Annotated in this window: 14 protein-coding genes; 5 read left to right on the forward strand and 9 right to left on the reverse strand. The window is 70.3% G+C overall.

What is annotated here, in order from left to right; translation table 11 throughout:
- Window positions 1–20 precede the first annotated feature (20 nt).
- Together VT85_RS09920 and VT85_RS09925 are read right to left on the reverse strand one after the other, a co-directional pair.
- Window positions 21–578 (reverse strand): YqgE/AlgH family protein, encoded by a 558-nt coding sequence (locus VT85_RS09920; RefSeq protein WP_068414074.1) that lies wholly within the window; start codon window positions 576–578, stop codon window positions 21–23.
- A 118-nt stretch (window positions 579–696) separates the two neighbouring features.
- Complete coding sequence (locus VT85_RS09925) at window positions 697–1,776, reverse strand: twin-arginine translocation signal domain-containing protein (protein WP_068414075.1); 1,080 nt, start codon at window positions 1,774–1,776, stop codon at window positions 697–699.
- Between the two features lie 232 nt (window positions 1,777–2,008).
- Between VT85_RS09925 and VT85_RS09930 the strand changes: the two genes are divergently transcribed.
- Window positions 2,009–2,722, forward strand: coding sequence for a hypothetical protein (locus tag VT85_RS09930; RefSeq protein WP_068414077.1), 714 nt, complete (start codon window positions 2,009–2,011; stop codon window positions 2,720–2,722).
- Between the two features lie 143 nt (window positions 2,723–2,865).
- Here VT85_RS09930 and VT85_RS09935 read toward each other — a convergent pair whose 3' ends face one another.
- Window positions 2,866–3,075, reverse strand: a complete 210-nt coding sequence (locus tag VT85_RS09935; protein ID WP_068414080.1) for a hypothetical protein — start codon at window positions 3,073–3,075, stop codon at window positions 2,866–2,868.
- A gap of 330 nt (window positions 3,076–3,405) precedes the next feature.
- Here VT85_RS09935 and VT85_RS09940 point away from each other — a divergent pair, with 330 nt between their 5' ends.
- On the forward strand, window positions 3,406–4,077 hold the full coding sequence (locus VT85_RS09940) for a hypothetical protein (RefSeq protein WP_068414083.1): 672 nt from the start codon (window positions 3,406–3,408) through the stop codon (window positions 4,075–4,077).
- Window positions 4,078–4,153: 76 nt separating this feature from the next.
- Here VT85_RS09940 and VT85_RS09945 read toward each other — a convergent pair whose 3' ends face one another.
- The 4 genes from VT85_RS09945 to VT85_RS09960 form a co-directional block, all read right to left on the reverse strand.
- Complete coding sequence (locus VT85_RS09945; RefSeq protein WP_068414086.1) at window positions 4,154–6,940, reverse strand: M16 family metallopeptidase; 2,787 nt, start codon at window positions 6,938–6,940, stop codon at window positions 4,154–4,156.
- A 98-nt stretch (window positions 6,941–7,038) separates the two neighbouring features.
- A complete protein-coding gene (locus VT85_RS09950) occupies window positions 7,039–7,884 on the reverse strand; it encodes a hypothetical protein (RefSeq protein WP_068414089.1) in 846 nt (281 codons plus the stop codon).
- Between the two features lie 123 nt (window positions 7,885–8,007).
- Window positions 8,008–8,244: a hypothetical protein gene (locus tag VT85_RS09955; protein ID WP_156512780.1), complete on the reverse strand. Its 237-nt coding sequence runs from the start codon at window positions 8,242–8,244 to the stop codon at window positions 8,008–8,010.
- Window positions 8,241–8,897: a hypothetical protein gene (locus VT85_RS09960; protein WP_068414096.1), complete on the reverse strand. Its 657-nt coding sequence runs from the start codon at window positions 8,895–8,897 to the stop codon at window positions 8,241–8,243. The genes VT85_RS09955 and VT85_RS09960 overlap by 4 nt, the downstream gene beginning before the upstream one ends.
- A gap of 224 nt (window positions 8,898–9,121) precedes the next feature.
- Between VT85_RS09960 and VT85_RS09965 the strand changes: the two genes are divergently transcribed.
- Complete coding sequence (locus VT85_RS09965; protein WP_156512781.1) at window positions 9,122–9,823, forward strand: HEAT repeat domain-containing protein; 702 nt, start codon at window positions 9,122–9,124, stop codon at window positions 9,821–9,823.
- A 364-nt stretch (window positions 9,824–10,187) separates the two neighbouring features.
- Here VT85_RS09965 and VT85_RS09970 read toward each other — a convergent pair whose 3' ends face one another.
- Window positions 10,188–11,495 (reverse strand): Gfo/Idh/MocA family protein, encoded by a 1,308-nt coding sequence (locus VT85_RS09970; RefSeq protein WP_068414105.1) that lies wholly within the window; start codon window positions 11,493–11,495, stop codon window positions 10,188–10,190.
- A gap of 392 nt (window positions 11,496–11,887) precedes the next feature.
- Between VT85_RS09970 and poxB the strand changes: the two genes are divergently transcribed.
- Both poxB and VT85_RS09980 read left to right on the forward strand, forming a co-directional pair.
- The gene (gene poxB / locus VT85_RS09975; protein ID WP_068414110.1) at window positions 11,888–13,618 is read left to right on the forward strand and encodes a ubiquinone-dependent pyruvate dehydrogenase; all 1,731 of its coding nucleotides are present in this window, start codon (window positions 11,888–11,890) and stop codon (window positions 13,616–13,618) included.
- A 14-nt stretch (window positions 13,619–13,632) separates the two neighbouring features.
- Complete coding sequence (locus tag VT85_RS09980) at window positions 13,633–14,397, forward strand: copper homeostasis protein CutC (RefSeq protein ID WP_068414113.1); 765 nt, start codon at window positions 13,633–13,635, stop codon at window positions 14,395–14,397.
- Window positions 14,398–14,454: 57 nt separating this feature from the next.
- Here the strand turns inward: VT85_RS09980 and VT85_RS09985 are convergent, their stop codons facing one another.
- Window positions 14,455–15,642, reverse strand: a complete 1,188-nt coding sequence (locus VT85_RS09985) for a transposase (RefSeq protein ID WP_068414114.1) — start codon at window positions 15,640–15,642, stop codon at window positions 14,455–14,457.
- Window positions 15,643–15,809: the final 167 nt, after the last annotated feature.

The following is a 15,809-nucleotide window of genomic DNA, read 5'->3' on the forward strand; positions in this document are numbered from 1 at the left end:
CGTGAGGCAGGCGCCGCGGTTCAGTTGGACCGGGGGTCTTCGGGGATGTGGCGGGGGCCGATGAGGGACTGGATCTCGCGACGCCCGGCGAGGGTCGCGGCGTCTTTCCAGAGGGCGTTGGCGTCGTGCCCGCCGAAGACGTGGTCGGGCGACGCCGGGGCGACGAACCAGCTCCCTTCGCGGATCTCGTCCTCGAGCTGGCCCGGCCCCCAGCCGGCGTGGCCGGCGAAGAACAGGACCCGGCCGTCGGTCGAGGCGGCGAGCGACTCCATCGCGTTGAGCTCGGTCGCGACGTACAGGTCGTCGGCGACCAGCATGTTCGCCAGGGGGCGGCGGTCGTGCACGGCCATGAGGGTGCCGGAGATCGGCCCGCCGTGGTGCAGCTTCTCGAACCGGACGCAGGGCTCCGAGCTGATCTGGCGCCAGACGTCGGAGACGTCCGATTCCAACTCTCGGTTGAGGATCAGCCCTAGCGCCCCGGAGTCGCCGTGGGACGCGACCAGGATGACCGAACGGGCGAAGTTCGGGTCGATCAGGCCGGGCGCGGCGATCAGCAGTCGTCCTCGCAGTGATTTCATGGAGACTCATCACGACCCGCGAAGGGCCGCGCCGAGGGGGCGGTGGGAGGGGACCGGCGGCGGCGGGGGCTCGGCGAGGCGGTCCGGCGCCGCCGCGCGAGGCGATCCCCCTCCGGCGTCAGCCCACCCGCTTCAGGAATGACACCCGGCCGGTCGCGACCCATTCGGCGACGAGGATGTTCCCGTCGCGGTCGAAGCAGGCGTCGTGGGGATGGATGAACTTCCCGGCCGGCCAGCGGTCGGGCTGACTGCGGATCTTGAACCCGTCGAGAACCTGCCGGGTCCACTCGGGATCGTAGCCCAGGTGCGTGAGGACCTTGTCGTCGCGGCCCATCAGGGTGATCCGGGCGTGCAGGTCGGGGACCAGCAGCACGTCGCCCCGGATGTCGAAGTGGGCCGGGAACGAGACCTCGTGGTTGTCCTGCCCGACGTGATCGCCGTCGAGCGTGAACCGCTGGAGCCGGGCGTTGGCGCGGTCGGCGACGACGAGGCCCGGCTCGCGCCCGGGGCGGTCGTCCAGCCAGACGCCGTGGGGGGTCTTGAACTTCCCCTCGGACTCGCCGGTCCCGCCGAACGTCTTCACCCAGCGGGCGTCCTTGTCGTACTTGTGGATGTAGTTCGAGCCGTAGCCGTCGGCGACGAAGAACCCGCCGTCGGGCGCGAAGGCGACGTTCGTGGGGGCGAATTTGGCGTCGGGCTTGTCGTAGACGTGGGGCTCGGGCGGGGCTTCCTTGAGCCAGACGACCTCCCCCTTCAGGTCGGTCTTGACCACAATGTCGACGGGCATCATGCAGGCGAGGTACAGGTACTCGACGCCGTCCTCGATGCGGACGTCGATGCCGTGGCCGCCGCCGTGGTACGCCTTGCCGAACGAGCGGACGAACTTCCCCTCGGGGTCGTAGACGGCGATCGTATCCTGCGCCTCGGCGGCCGTCCTGGGCTTCGTCGGACCGCCGCGATGCGTGACGTAGATGAACCCCTGGGAATCCACGGCGACGCCGTGGGTCTCAAACCATCGGATCGATCCGGGGGCCTGGAAGAAGTCGTGACGGCACTCGTAGCGGTGCTCGCCCTCGCCGACGATCGGGGCCTTCGTCCCGGCCTTGTCGGCGGCGTGGATGAACGGCCCGGCCGGCGAGGAGGCCGAGGCGGCCAGCGCCGCGACCGCGCCTTGCTTGAGGAAACCGCGTCGGTCCATGTCGTTGCGTCCCCGGGGTGTCGTCGCGATCCCGATTCCGGGCCCGACGCATTCCCGCGCGACCCGATCCCGGCACTATACCCCGCGCCGAGGGCCGGGTGAACGGAGTACTCCGGTTCCATGATTCTCGCCCCGACCGCCCGGGCCGACGCCCGCCTCCAATACCCGTCCGCCCCGAGCGAAGAATCTGGTGCGTCCCGGATCTTCCGCCGTCGCACGATGGGCTGCCTCCATGTCGCATTCGAAACGCCTGCTCGGCCTTCCCCGCCGATCCTGGTTCGTGATCTCTCCGGCGTTGATCGCGGCGGCCGCCCTGGCGCCGTGGCCCGGCGCGCCCGAGGACCCCGCGGCGGGGTTGTTCCGCGAACCGCTGCTGGTGGCGCACACGCCCGCGGCGGTCGGGTCGATCCCCCCGGCGGAGACGCCCGGCGAGCTGGACCTGACAACCTCCCGGCTGCTGGGGGACCGGGTCGTCCCCTACGGCCGGCACGAAGGGACGGGGCCGGTCTTCGCCCTCGCGCTCAGGACGACCGAGCACGCGTCCATCCAGCGTCCTTTCGGCTGGTCGCCCGGCTCGTCCTTCCCGGGCCTCGGGTTCTTCCGCCGCCGCGACGTGTGGCGATACGCGCTCACGGCGGTCCGGTACGACGAGGGGGCGAAATCCTCGCCCTCCGAGACCTGGTGGCTGCCGGACGACGAGGCCGCGGCCTTGCGCCCGCTGGCGGTCGCCGAGCTGGACCGACGTTCGGGCTCGGCGCGGCGGGGCGCGGAGCTGGCCAGGCTGCTGGACGAGGGGGCCGAGCGCGAGTCGTGGCTGAACTGGCCGAACGGCCTCGTGCTGGCGGCCTGGCTGTCCATCCCCGTGGCGCTGTGGGCCTGCGTCCGCCCGAAGGAAGCCGGGAAGAGCAAATCGGCGACCGAGGAGATGCAAGAGGCGTTTCCTTGACGGCGCGCGGACGCCGCCGACCTCGGAGAGGCGGCGTCGGCGACGGGAACGACGGCCCATGAGAACGCTCATCAAACTCGCCGTGTTCGCGACCGGAGTCGGGCCTCGGACGCCGTCGCGCGACCCGACCCCGGGCGGCCGGATCAATCGAGGAGGTTCGACAGGCGAGGAGCGTCGACCGCGCATTCGTCCGCGTCGAAGGGATCCACCTCGGCCGACGGGGGCCGGGCCGTGGTCGCGAGCCGGGCCGGAGGCGCCTCGTCGCCGAAGCTTGAGGCGAGCCCGAAGGCCACCGACAGGATCAGGACGAGCAGGGCGAGCGGGGAGGGCCGCCTCGGGCGAGGGTGCAGCACGTCGTCACTCCGGTGGGGGGTCGGACGGGGCGTCGCGCAAGCCTTGGCATCGGGACGCCGCTTCGACCGGGGAGCACGAGCGGACGACCCGACGCCGGACTTTCGCCCGACGCCGGGCCGCGCCTCTCGCGCTTGTTCGAGGGTCGAGGATCAGTATCCGGGCCGTCGAGTGGATTCGATGTCCGGTTCGATGAAGTTCTCGTTCAGCCGAACGGCGGCCGGAGGCTCGTCGAGGGCGAGGTTTCCCTTGACGAATTTTCGAACCCGAAGCAGCATGCGAATCCGAGCCGGTCATTCCTTGAGCCCCGAACCGCGGAGAGGCGACGCGTCATGAGATCGCTCATCAAGTTCGCGACGGTCGCGGCCCTCGTCGCGTCGTCGTCGACGCGGGCCGGCGACGACGAGGTCGTCGGTCCGCCCGCCGGCGCCAGGATCGTCGTCGGGCCCGGATCCCTCGACATCGTCCTGCCTGAGGCCCGGATTCGGCGCGGGCTGACGAAACACCCCGGGGGCCGCGCGACGGCTTCGCCTGGAGCGGAGCCTCAGACGCGGCCCGAGGATGATGAGGCCTTCGGGCCGCGGTCGTCCCCGCCGCGACTCGAACGCAGTTTTGATGACCTGGGGACGACGATCACGCCCGATCCCGACGCGGGCGGAGGGTCGCTACGCTTCCAGGAGGGGTTCGCGGCCGCCTTCGCCAGGGCCGATCCCAGCCCGGCGGAGCGGACGGCCCATTTCGACTGGCTGCCGCACTACGACGGCCACCCCGTCTGGCACGTGGGATGGCTGGGCGAGATCAGTCGGACCGAGCGGCGCGGCGACGGATCCTGGATCGTCAGGATCCAGCTGAAGCCGAACCTCCACTCGGACGGCGGCCTCAAGACGCTCCTCCTGGATTACGTCGAAGAGACTTATCGGGTGGAGGGGGAGGCGTTCGAGCTGATCGACTCGGACGCCGCGACGCCCAGGCCGAAGCTTCAGGTTTTCCCGCTGTTCTACTGAGCCTTCGAAACGCGATCGGGCGTCGCGCGCCGAGGGATCTCGGCGCGCGACGCCCGCGGGGGACGGCCGGTTCGGGTTACTTCTTGGGTTCGGGCTCGGTTTCGGCGCCCTTGCCCTTGAAGTCGCCGGCGGTGACGACGGAGAACCTGGAGAAGTCGACGTACTTCTTCAGGGCGGCGTCGACGGCGGCGGCGTCCAGTTCCTTGACCTTGGCCTCGACGTCGGCGTCGAACTGGAGGGTCCGACCGAGGAAGAGGTTCGAGGCGAGGGACGAGGCGAGCGAGCCGTCCTCGGCCCGGCCGATCTCCTCGCGGCGGAGCCAGCCCTCCTTGGCCTGCTTCAGCTCGTCCGGGGTGACCCCTTCCTTGACGATCCGCGCGACTTCCTCGCTCACGCCGGCCTCGACCTTGGCGAGGTTCCGGGGGTTGTAGATCGCCATGATCATGATCGAGGCACGGGGGTCAAGCGACGAGGCGTTGAACATCGAGGCCGCCGAGTACGACAGGCCCCCCTTGCCGCGGAGCCGGTCGGCGATCCGCGACGAGATCGAGCCGCCGCCCAGGATGAAGTCGCCGACCGAGAGCGCGGGGTAGTCGGGGGAGTCGTCCTTGAGGGGGAAGACGGTCCCGGCCAGGTACATGGCGTTCTCCTTGTCGGGCGTCTCGATCGTCTCGATCGCCGGCTTCAGGCCCTCCTGGAAAGGCCGCTCGATGCGGGCGTAGGGCTTGGCGGCCTTCCAGCCTTCCAGGGTCTTCTGGAGGATCGGCAGGACCTCCGAGGGCTCGAAGTCGCCGACGACCGCCAGCTCGCCGACGTTCGCGCCGAGGTACTCCGCATAGAGCGCCTTGACCTGGTCGATCGAGGCCTCCTTGACGCGGGCGATGCTCTCGTCCGGGGTCGGCGTGTAGCGCACGTCGTCGGCCGGGTAAGACGACATCAGCCGCTGGAGGCGGTTGGAGGCGAGCGTCGTGGGCTCGGTCTTCGAGGATTCCAGGGCGGCGAGCCGGCCGGTCTTCTGGACCTCGAACTCGTCGGCCGGGAGGAGCGGCTCGCGGAGGACCTGCCGGAGGATCTCCAGCGCGGCGGGGAGGTTGGCCCGCTTCGTCTCCAGCGCGAAGCCGATGGTCCCCAGGCCGGAGCCTCGGGGGGAGAGCCGGGCGAAGTTCTTGTCCAGCTCGTCCTGCACCTGCTGCTTGGTCAGGTTCTTGGTCCCGCCCCGGAGCATCAGGTTGGGGAGGAAGTCGGCGGCGGCGTTCAGGCCCTTGAGGTTCTCGGCGTCCCCGTAGCGGAGCGTGAGCACGAGGTTGACGGACTCGCCGCGGGTCTTCTTGGGAAGGAGCGCGACCTTGACCCCTTCGATGGCCCCGGGCCGCTGGACGCGGGCCTCGATGGCCTCGGGGCGGACGTCGAACGACTCGCCGGTGGACTTGGCCTCGCGGCCCTTGTAGTCGTTGACGAGGGCCAGGACGTCCGGGTTGGCCGGGATCGGCGTGCGCTCGGGCTTCTCCGACGGGATGAAGTAGCCGATCGTGCGGTTGCTGGCCTCGAAGTAGTCGGCGGCGGCCCGCTTGACGTCGTCGGGCTTCACCTTCTCCATGCGGTCGCGGGCCAGGAAGTAGAGCCGCCAGTCCCCCTGCGCGGCCCACTCGCTCAGCTCGGTGGCGATCGAGTTGGGGTCGGACGCCTCCATCTCGAAGTTCTTGGCATAGCGGCGGACGGCGCGGTCGACTTCCTCGGCCGTCACCCCGTCCTTGGCGACCTTGGCCAGCTCCTCATAGATCACGTCGCGGACCTGCTCCAGCTCGGCCCGATCCTTGGTGTTGACCCGGGCCATGATCATGAACAGGCCGGGATCGTGCGACGGCGAGGCCATGGCGAAGACGTTGGCCGCCTTGCGGGTCTCGACCAGGGCCTTGTAGAGCCGCCCCGAGGGCTGCGACGTGAGGACGTCGGAGAGGACCTCGAGCGCCGGGAAGTCCGGGTGCGGCCCCGACGGGACGTGGTAGGCCAGGCCGACCACGCCGACGTCGCCGACCCGACGCAGGGTGACGACGCGCTCGCCGTCCTGCGGGGGTTCCTCGGTGTAGGTCTTCGGCAGCTCGCGGTCCGGCTTGGGAATGGCACCGAAGGTCTCGACGATCAGCTTCTTGGCCTTCTCCTCGTCGAACTGGCCGGCGACGACGAGCATGGCGTTGTCGGGCTGGTAGAACTTCTTGTAGAAGGCCCGGAGGTTGTCGACCGGCACGCGCTCGATGTCGGTGCGGTTGCCGATGGTCGACTTGCCGTAGTTGTGCCAGTCGTAGGCCGCCGAGGCGATCCGCTGGAACAGCACCCCCATCGGGTTGTTCTCGCCGCGCTCGAATTCGTTGCGGACGACGGAGAACTCGGTCGCCAGGTCCTCGGCCTTGATCGGGCTGTTGACCATGCGGTCGGCCTCGAGCCGGAGGGCGAACTCCAGGTTGTCGTCGGTCGCCGTGAGGGTCTCGAAGTAGTTGGTGCGGTCGTCGCTCGTGGTGCCGTTGAACTGGGCCCCGCGCTCCTTGAAGACGCCCGGGATGTTGGGGTGGTCCGGGGTCCCCTTGAAGACCATGTGCTCGAGCAGGTGGGCCATGCCGGTCTCGCCGTAGCCCTCATGCCGAGAGCCCACGAAGTAGGTCACGGCCACCGTGACCTTGGGCTTCGACTGGTCGGGGAAAAGCAGGACCCGCATGCCGTTGGCGAGCCGGTACTCGGTGATCCCCTCGACCGAGGCGACCTGCTCCAGCGGCCCCTTGGCCTGGGCGAAGGCCGTCCCCGAGAGCGAGACGAGCAAGCCCAGGGCCGCGGCCGCCGGGATCGCCTTGCACATCGACGTGATTCTCATTCGCTTTCCTTGATCTGAATGGAGATGACGTTCCCGAGATCCTTCGTCGTGAGGCTTCTTTGGTCAGTCGCGATCCGACCCCGGATCGCGCCGCGAGATCAGGGGGCCGGCGGCGGAGGAGGGGGGGAGGGGGGCTCGGGGATCGGCCCCGCGCCGGGCTCGCCCTGGTCTTCCGGTTCGTCTTCGCCCGGCTTCGGCTCCGGCTCCGGCTTCTTGTCGCCGGATTCGGGCGTGACGATCATCTGGCCGTCCTCGACTTCCAGGGACGCGATCCGGCGGATGAAGGAGCGGACCCGGCGCTCCTCATCGGTGTCGTTCGAGTCGTCGTCGTCGTCCAGGATGATGTCGGACTGGCTGAGGGTGTCGCAGACGACCTCGGGCAGTTCCTTGCCGTCGGCGACCATCGAGTCGAACTCCAGCGAGAGGACCCCGTCCTTCACGACGGCCTTGAGGTCGGCCTCGCCGTTGAGGTAGCGGCCGCGGGTGAAGCTGAGATCCTGGATCTCGGCCAGCGGGAAGCTGACCTTGGCCCTGATCTTGTCGCCTTCGAGCGTGAGGTAGATGCGATCCTTGAGCCGGGGGGACTCCTGGATCAGGGCGTTCAGGTCGTCGCTCGTGAGGACCAGGGGCATGACGTCCTCGCCGGCCTCGACGGCGTCGCGGAAGGCGGTCATCCGGGCCACGGCGCGCTCGCGGTCGGCCTCGGTCAGACCGAGCTTGGGGAGCTCGACCGGCGCGGTGGCGGTGTAGAGGTCGCGATAGCGGATGGCGGTCCGATAGGCCAGGAACGCCCCCAGCGCCAGGGCCAGCATCAGCAGGACCGACAGGACGACGACGACGACGCAGCCGTAGAACAGGCAGCCGCGACGGCGCGGTTCGGGGTCGTACCCGGGGAAGCTCTTGTCCGGGTCGACGGCGCGGAAGTCGGGATCGTAGCTTGCCATGGTCCCTCGATGCCGGGAACTCGTCGTGATGGCCCGCCGCGTGACGCGGCCCTCCGGCGGGCCTCGGTCCCCGATTATCCCGAACGCCACGCGAAAGGAAAGGGGCCGGGGTCGCGCCGGGGATCAGGCGACGGGCCCGGACGGCTCCTCGAAGCGGGTCGGGACGAGGAGCGCCGCGACCCCCGCCGAGATGAACAGGGCCGACAGGGCCCGCGCCATCAGTCGCGATTCCCGGCTGTTGGAGACGGCCTGGGTGGCGCCGTCGAGCGGGAAGGCCATCGCGGCCAGCATCTCGAAGGCCGCCGCGCCCAGGATCCCCCCCAGCAGGCCCCCCGCGAGACCCAGGCCCGCACGCCTCAAGCCCCCCATCCCGATCCCGAACGCCGCCCCGCCCGCGGCCCCCACGCCCCCCAGATCGCCCCCAGGGCGACCACGGCGTAAGCCAGGTCGAAGTCCATCGTGTCGGGTCGGTTCAGGATCCGCGCATACGTCGGCACGACCGCCGCCGAGGCGCCGACGCCCGCCGCCGCGCCGAGCAACGCCCCGATCAGGCCGGCCCCGACCGCCGAACGGAGCGACGACCGGACCATCCCTCCGGCGGCCCCCAGCAGCAGGCCCAACAGGCCCCCCAGCAGGCCGAACGCCAGGGCCGCGTTGCCGACCAGCGCCCTGGTCGTCGCCGTGTAGTCCGCCTCGCTGAGCCCGCTCGGGCCCGCCCCGGCCGGCGGCGGCGGGGGCGGCTGGGCGACGAACCAGCCCACGAGCGACTCGCCGATCATGAACGACGCCAGGCCGGCCAGGCCGCCGCCCGCCAACGCCCACGCCCAGACCTGCGCCGAGCGCGGCCGGGCGACGCCCCGATCCTGGAGCGGCCCGAGCTTCAAATGCAGGTCCACGGCCGACGGCGGCGTCGGCTCGGCCGCCGCGATCACCTCCGGCGGGGGAGACTCCCTCGCCAGGCCCTCGGTCGAGTCCATGGCGGGCGAATGTTCATCGACGGGCGTGTCCGGCATGGTCGTCGCTCCTGGCGCGGCGCGGCTGGTGGAGACATCCCCACCAGATTACAACGCGCCGGGACCACCAGGTAAAGCACGCGCCGACTCAAGGGACACCGCCTGATGGACGGATCAAACTGTCGGAGTCAAGGTGGGCGTGTCTCTCGCAGGCCTCGCGTGGGTTAGGATGTCAGGGGCGACCCCATGAGACGATTATGAGAACATCTTGAGCAGGCGCAGCCATGAGTTGGATGAGCCGTCTGTTTCGTCGATCGGCCCGAACGGATTGCGAGATACCGGTTCGGTTCGTCCCGTCGTCGGAGAAGCTGCCAGGTTTGTGGTCGGACTCCACCAACAACCTCTTCGAAACTCGACCTGATTCGAGCCTACTTCCAGGCGCGTCGACGGAAGCCCTTGAGGAGTTGTGCGACGACTTTTGGAACAGCTTCTCCCCAGGTTTCGAGGAGGACACCATGGAGGCAACTGTCGTTACGGATCCGAACGTCCACAATGCGGCCATTGAGGAATTGGCGAGCAGAGGCCTCCAGGCGCTTCCTTGGGCCCGTAGCCGATTGCGGCATTCCTGCCACTTAGCCCGGGAAGGTGCCGCCTGGCTGGTCGGCGAACTGTGCAGCAAGCATCCTCTTGACGATGAGGTTGATGCAGTCATCGGCGAGCTATCGGACCTGGCGACCCGCCCGATCGAAGAGGACACCAAAGAAGTCCAGGCGAACGCACTGGCACTTGTCGCGTTGAGCAAGATCGGTGGACCAAAGATCGTCCCGACGCTCCGCCGAATCCTGACGTCGCCGGAATGGGAACAGGACGACTTAATCTGGCAATCAGCCCTCATCCTCGGCATCGTCCTCGACCTTCCCTTCGGCGAGAGCCAGGATCCCCCAGCTTCAGCGCGTGAATGGCTCACGTCGAATCCGGACGCTTGACTCAACCTTGCTTTGAAGGCTTCAAGGGCGCGGGCCCATGCGCAGCGGGTTGCCGAGCAAGGACGACTCGGCAAAACGGCCACCCGACGCTGCCGGAGGACCCACGTCGAGCCCGGCTCGCCGCCTCGCCGAGGTAGGCGGAGGCGGAGGTACGTCTCCGATCCGCAAGGGGTCGGCTTCCATCGCTCAACCCGTGGGATGGGCGGCCCGCCCGCCGGGGGACCGCGGGGAGGCGATGCCGCGACGCCTCGGCAAGAGCCGCCCCACTTGGTTGTCAGACGGGGTTCGTGCTCGTCTTCCCCCTCATCCGGCCCTGACGGGCCACCTTCCCCCGCCAGGGGGGAAGGTTGTGAAGGGCCCTCCTTCAGCTCGCCTTGAAGCCCGGGATCGGGATCGGGGCGACCGGGAGCGGGTCGGGGCCGAAGGTGTAGGCCGGCGGGCTCAGGTCCTCGGTCGATTCGAGGATCTGCTCCGGGGTGATGATCTCGCCGGTGTAGGCGGCCTGGCGGCCCATGATGCCCAGGAGCGTGGAGTGGGCGGCCTGCTCGCCGTTGTTGATGGTCTTCCCGGCGCGGAGCGCGGCGTACATCTCGTCGTGCTCGACCTGGTACATGTCGTACTTCTTGGTGTCGCCGGTGTCGCGATACCGCCACTTGTTCTTGCCGGAGATCGAGTTGGCGAAGACGTCGGCCGTCCCCTCGCTCCCCAGGATGTAGTCCTTCACGCGGTTCGCGGTGTTGACCCAGTGGCGGCACTGGTGGTAGCCGCGGACGTCGTTCGGGTACTCGAAGACCAGCGAGAAGTGGTCGTAGATGTTGCCGTACTTCGCGTCGGTGCGCGACTGCCGGCCGCCGACGCCGAAGCAGCGTTCGGGGAGCTTGTCGCCCATCGCCCAGCCCATCGTGTCCAGGCCGTGGATGGCCTGCTCGACGATGTGGTCGCCGGAGAGCCAGTTGTAGTAGTACCAGTTGCGCTGCTGGTACTCCATGTCCGAGCCGCACTCCTCGCGGGTCTTGCGGGGCTCCCAGACGCCCGAGGAGTTGTAGGTGGTCTCGATGCTGCGGATGTCGCCGATCCGGCCGTCGAAGACCTGCTTCATGGTCTCGCGGCGGGCCGGGTGGTACCGCCAGCAGAAGCCGTTGACGATCGAGAGGTCCTTGGCCTTGGCGTCCTGGACCGCCTTGAGGAACTTGCGGAGGCCGGGGCCGTCGACGGCCATCGGCTTCTCGACGAACGCGTGCACGCCCTTCTCGACCGCGTACGCCGTGTGGATCGGCCGGAAGTGGGGCGTCGTCGCCAGGACGACCACGTCGACCTGGTCGATGACCTGCTTGTAGGCGTCGAACCCGGTGTAGCAGCGGTCCTTGTCGACCACCACCCGAGAGCCCACGGCCGAGCCCTTCAGGGCCGAGAGGCTCTCTTGCAGGCGGTCGCCGAACAGGTCGCCCACGGCCACCAGCTGCGTGCCGGAGTCGGCCGTCAGGGCCTGCTCCGCCGCGCCGGTGCCGCGACCGCCCGAGCCCACCAGGCCGATCTTGATCGTATCGCTGCCGGCCGCGTGGACCATCGGCGCCCAGGAGGCCAGCGCCGCGGCCCCCGCCGCCGCGGTCGTCGTCTCCTTCAAGAACCGCCGTCGGCTGGTCGCCTCGTTCGCGCAGGGTCGCTCGGTCACGAGAAAATCTCCTGATGCGTGGATGGGTATCGGAGGCCGTCCGGGTCGACGAGGACACGACGGCGTCGCGATGGCGGGGAGGAGGGAGCCGGGACGCCTCCCGACGGCCCGCGCTCGCGGACGGTCGGGGGGCGGCCTGAGACGCCTCCCATCTTAACCCTGGCCCATCGGATTTCCAACCAAGAAAAAAATCGACCGGCGGCCCGACCCGCAAGCGTCGGCGACCGGAATTCGATCCTCGTCCGTCCCCAGGCGTCCCTGCTCTTGATATAAGGAGGGATGGGATCGGCCGGTCGGCCTCGGCTCGGCATTTGCGGGGGCTCTCCCGGCGAGCGTCTCGAAGGCGCGCCGAGGGGACGACGGGGCGGCGGGGCGCCGCGGGGAGAATCCAGATGGCGCAGACCGTCAGCGAGGTCTTCATCGACACGCTCCTCGCCGCGGGGGTGAAGCGGGTGTACGGGGTGGTGGGCGATTCGCTCAACGGACTGACGGACGTGATCCGCCGCCGCGAGGGGATCGACTGGATGCACGTCCGGCACGAGGAGGTCGCCGCCTTCGCCGCCGGGGCCGAGGCCCACTTGACGGGCGAGCTGGCCGTCTGCGCCGGGAGCTGCGGGCCGGGCAATCTGCACCTCATCAACGGCCTGTACGACTGCCACCGCAGCCGCGTCCCCGTCCTGGCCATTGCCGCGCAGATCCCCACCAGCGAGCTGGGGAGCAACTATTTCCAGGAGACCAACCCCCAGCTTCTGTTCAAGGATTGCAGCCATTATTGCGAGTTCATCTCGCAACCCGAGCATGCGATCCGCGTCCTGGGGATCGCCATGCGGACGGCGATCGCCCGGAAGGGGGTGGCCGTCGTCATCCTGCCGGGGGACGTGGCGCTCCGCGCCTGCTCCTCGGCGCCCGCGTTCCTGGCGCTCGACTACGCCCCCTCGACGACAACCCCGCCGGCCGACTCGCTCGACGGCGCGGCCGCGATCCTCGACGACTCGAAGCGGGTGGCGATCCTCGGCGGCGCGGGCTGCGCCGGCGCCCACGACGAGCTGATGGAGGTCGCGGGGAAGCTCAAGGCGCCCATCGTCCACGCCATGCGCGGCAAGGAGTTCATCGAGCCCGACAACCCGTTCGACGTGGGCATGACCGGGCTCCTGGGCTTCGCCTCCGGCTACCACGCGATGATGAGCTGCGACGCCCTGCTCATGCTGGGCACCGACTTCCCCTACCCGCAGTTCTACCCCCCGAAGGCGAAGATCATCCAGGTGGACGTTCGGGGGGAGCAGATCGGCCGCCGGACCCGCGTGGACCTGGGGCTGGTGGGGGGCGTGAAGGAGACCCTCGCGGCCCTCTCGCCGAAGCTCGCCGCGAAGGCCGACCGCCGCTACCTGGACGACTGCCTGGAGAACTACGCGAAGGCCCGCGAGGGCCTCGACGACCTGGCCGTGGGCGAGCCCGGCCGCAAACCGATCCACCCCCAGTTCCTGGCGCGGGAAATCGACGCCCTGGCGGCCGACGACGCCGTCTTCACCTGCGACGTCGGCACGCCCACGATCTGGGCGGCGCGCTATCTTCATATGAATGGACGCCGGCGCCTGCTCGGCTCGTTCAGCCACGGCTCGATGGCGAACGCGCTGTCGCAGGCGATCGGCGCGCAGGCGGCGAGCCCCGGCCGGCAGGTGGTCAGCCTGAGCGGCGACGGCGGCCTGGCGATGCTCCTGGGCGACCTGCTGACGCTCCGCCAGCTCAAGCTCCCGGCCAAGGTGGTGGTCTTCAACAACGGCTCGCTCGGCTTCGTCGAGTTGGAGATGAAGGCCGCAGGCCTGGTCGACTACGGCACCTCGCTGGTCAACCCGGACTTCGCGAAGCTCGCCGAATCGGCCGACATCCTGGGGATCCGCGTCGAGGACCCCGGCGAGGTCCGCCCGGCCTTGCAACGGGCCTTCGCGCACGACGGCCCGGCGCTCGTCGACGTCGTCGTCAATCGCCAGGAGCTGGCGATGCCGCCGACGATCTCGGCGGCCCAGGCGCTCGGCTTCAGCCTGTACCTCCTCCGCGCCGTCATCGACGGCCGGGGCGGCGAGATCGTCGACCTGGCCAAGACCAACTTCCTGCCGCGAGGCTGATCGGGGAGGACTCCGTGGACGAACCGCCGGGGACGGCCGGACCTTCCCGCCCGCTCGTCGAGATCTGCGTCGGCGACCTGCGCTCCGCGCTCGCGGCGGGCGAGGGGGGGGCCGACCGCGTCGAACTCTGCGACCGCCTGGAGGTCGGCGGCACGACCCCGAGCGCGGGGACGATCGCCGAGGCCTGCCGACGGCTGGCGATCCCCGTCCACGTCCTGATCCGGCCCCGCGCCGGCGACTTCGCGCCCGACGAACCCGAGATGGCGGCGATGCGCGACGACGTCGACGCGGCCCGCCGCCTCGGCGCCTCGGGCGTGGTCCTGGGCGTCCTCCATCGCGACGGGACGATCGACCGCGAGGCGACCGCGGGCCTCGCCGATCTGGCCCGGCCCATGAGCGTGACCTTCCACAAGGCGTTCGACCAGACCCCCGACCTCGACGAGGCGCTGGAGACCCTCGTCGCCTTGGGCGTCGACCGCGTGCTGACTTCGGGAGGCCGCCCCTCGGCCGAGGAAGGGGCCGACGCGCTGGCCCGGCTCGTGACGACCGCCGGAGACCGGATCGGCATCCTCGTCGCCGGCCGCCTCTCCGTCGAGAACCTCCCCGCAATCGTCGGCCGCACCCGAGCCCGCGAAATCCACCTCGGCTCGGCGGCCGTCGGCTCCGTTCGGAGCCCTTGCGCCTTCACGCCCCGCGACGGCTCCTCCCTCGACTGGACCGGCGTCCGCGCCGAGAACGTCCGGCGGATCATGGAGACCGTCGCCAGCCTGGCGACCTGAAATTCTGCCCCTGTGCGGCTTCCGTGCTCAATCACGGTCTTCCCCCCTCGCGGGCTTTCAGGGGGAGGTATCGATTTTCATCAATACTTCGGGGGGCGGGGCGGCGTCGCGCGGCGGGCCGGGCCAGGGCTCCGGGAGGAAGCGGCCGGCGGGGTCGGCCCCCCCGATCCAGGCCCGCAGGACGGCGGCGCCCCCCAGCAGGAAGGTCGACCAGCGCCGGGGCTTGGGGGCGGCGGCCGGCCCCGGCCCCGGCTCGGGCTCGGGTCGATCGGCGGCGTCGGCCGCGCCGCCGACCTCCAGCGTCCACAGGGTCGCCAGGGCCATCGCGGCCCACAGCCGGGCCGCCCGCGCCGGGTCGGCCATCCGGCTCCGCTCCCACCGCCAGCCGTCGCTCTTGATCTTCTTGAACGAGCACTCGATCCAGGCCCGCACGGCGTACCAGGACGCGTCGGCCTGTTCCGGCGGCAGGTCGGTGAGGATCAGCCAGGGGTCGGCGCGGCCCTCGTCCCACCGCGCCAGCAGCGTGCAGTCCAGCCGCGCCTCCTTCGTCTTGAAGGCCTGGCCGCGGGCCCGGAACCGGGCCCCGTGCCGCGGGGCCAGCTCGGGCATCCGCGCCCATCGGCCCCCCTGGGGCCGGAAGCAGCCCCGGGCCTTGGCCCGCATCAGCGGGTGCCAGCCCAGCTCGACGATCGCCCGGAACAGGCCCGACGACTCGATCCCCCGGTCCGACAGGACGAACACGCGTCGGTCCGGCCCGACGTGCTCGCGGAGCAGGCCCAGGAGCCGCTTCCAGTGCGGGTTCCAGGCCCCCGGCTCGTTCCCCGGCAGGACCGCCCAGGCGACCGGCACGGCGCACGACCGGTAGAGCGCCGCGACGCACAGGACCGTCATCCGATCGCCCAGCGCGGTGGCGTCGACGGCCAGGGCCAGGGGGCCGTCGCCCCAGCTCGAGAGGACCCAGCCCAGCAGCGGGCCGAAGCAGGCCTCGGGATCGAGCTCGCGGCGGGACCGGCCCCGCTTCGAGGCGGCCGGGCGGTAGAACTCGCGGAGCCGCTGGCGGACCGTGCCGGGCCCCACGTCCAGCAGGGCCGCCAGGTGGACGGCCACCCGGTCCAGCCCGCCGCCGCGTGCCAGGATCATCCCGAGGCTGTACCAGGCCAGGACCCGGGCCTGGCATCGCGACAGCGTGGGGAACCGAGTCGCGACGCGGTCGGACCAGCGGTACAGTAGTTCGGGGCGGGGCATGGCTCCTCCCGGTCGAACAGCGGTCAGCCCTGGTAAGCCGTCCGCTATAAACCGGGACCGTGCCCCGTTCCATACCCCTCTCCCATAAGCCGGACGAAATACCTCCCCCTGAAAGCCCCTCGCGGGGGAAGACAGACCCCGAAGGGGTCAGATGAGGGGGAAGACCG

The sequence above is a fragment of the Planctomyces sp. SH-PL62 genome, assembly GCF_001610895.1.
Taxonomy (GTDB): Bacteria; Planctomycetota; Planctomycetia; order Isosphaerales; family Isosphaeraceae; genus Paludisphaera.

What these genes read in the sequence shown, in the direction of transcription:
- VT85_RS09920 (WP_068414074.1), bottom strand. Translation starts at nt 578, where the DNA reads ATGAAATCACTGCGAGGACGACTGCTGATCGCCGCGCCCGGCCTGATC.
- VT85_RS09925 (WP_068414075.1), bottom strand. Translation starts at nt 1,776, where the DNA reads ATGGACCGACGCGGTTTCCTCAAGCAAGGCGCGGTCGCGGCGCTGGCC.
- VT85_RS09930 (WP_068414077.1), top strand. Translation starts at nt 2,009, where the DNA reads ATGTCGCATTCGAAACGCCTGCTCGGCCTTCCCCGCCGATCCTGGTTC.
- VT85_RS09940 (WP_068414083.1), top strand. Translation starts at nt 3,406, where the DNA reads ATGAGATCGCTCATCAAGTTCGCGACGGTCGCGGCCCTCGTCGCGTCG.
- VT85_RS09945 (WP_068414086.1), bottom strand. Translation starts at nt 6,940, where the DNA reads ATGAGAATCACGTCGATGTGCAAGGCGATCCCGGCGGCCGCGGCCCTG.
- VT85_RS09950 (WP_068414089.1), bottom strand. Translation starts at nt 7,884, where the DNA reads ATGGCAAGCTACGATCCCGACTTCCGCGCCGTCGACCCGGACAAGAGC.
- VT85_RS09960 (WP_068414096.1), bottom strand. Translation starts at nt 8,897, where the DNA reads ATGCCGGACACGCCCGTCGATGAACATTCGCCCGCCATGGACTCGACC.
- VT85_RS09965 (WP_156512781.1), top strand. Translation starts at nt 9,122, where the DNA reads ATGAGTTGGATGAGCCGTCTGTTTCGTCGATCGGCCCGAACGGATTGC.
- poxB (WP_068414110.1), top strand. Translation starts at nt 11,888, where the DNA reads ATGGCGCAGACCGTCAGCGAGGTCTTCATCGACACGCTCCTCGCCGCG.
- VT85_RS09985 (WP_068414114.1), bottom strand. Translation starts at nt 15,642, where the DNA reads ATGCCCCGCCCCGAACTACTGTACCGCTGGTCCGACCGCGTCGCGACT.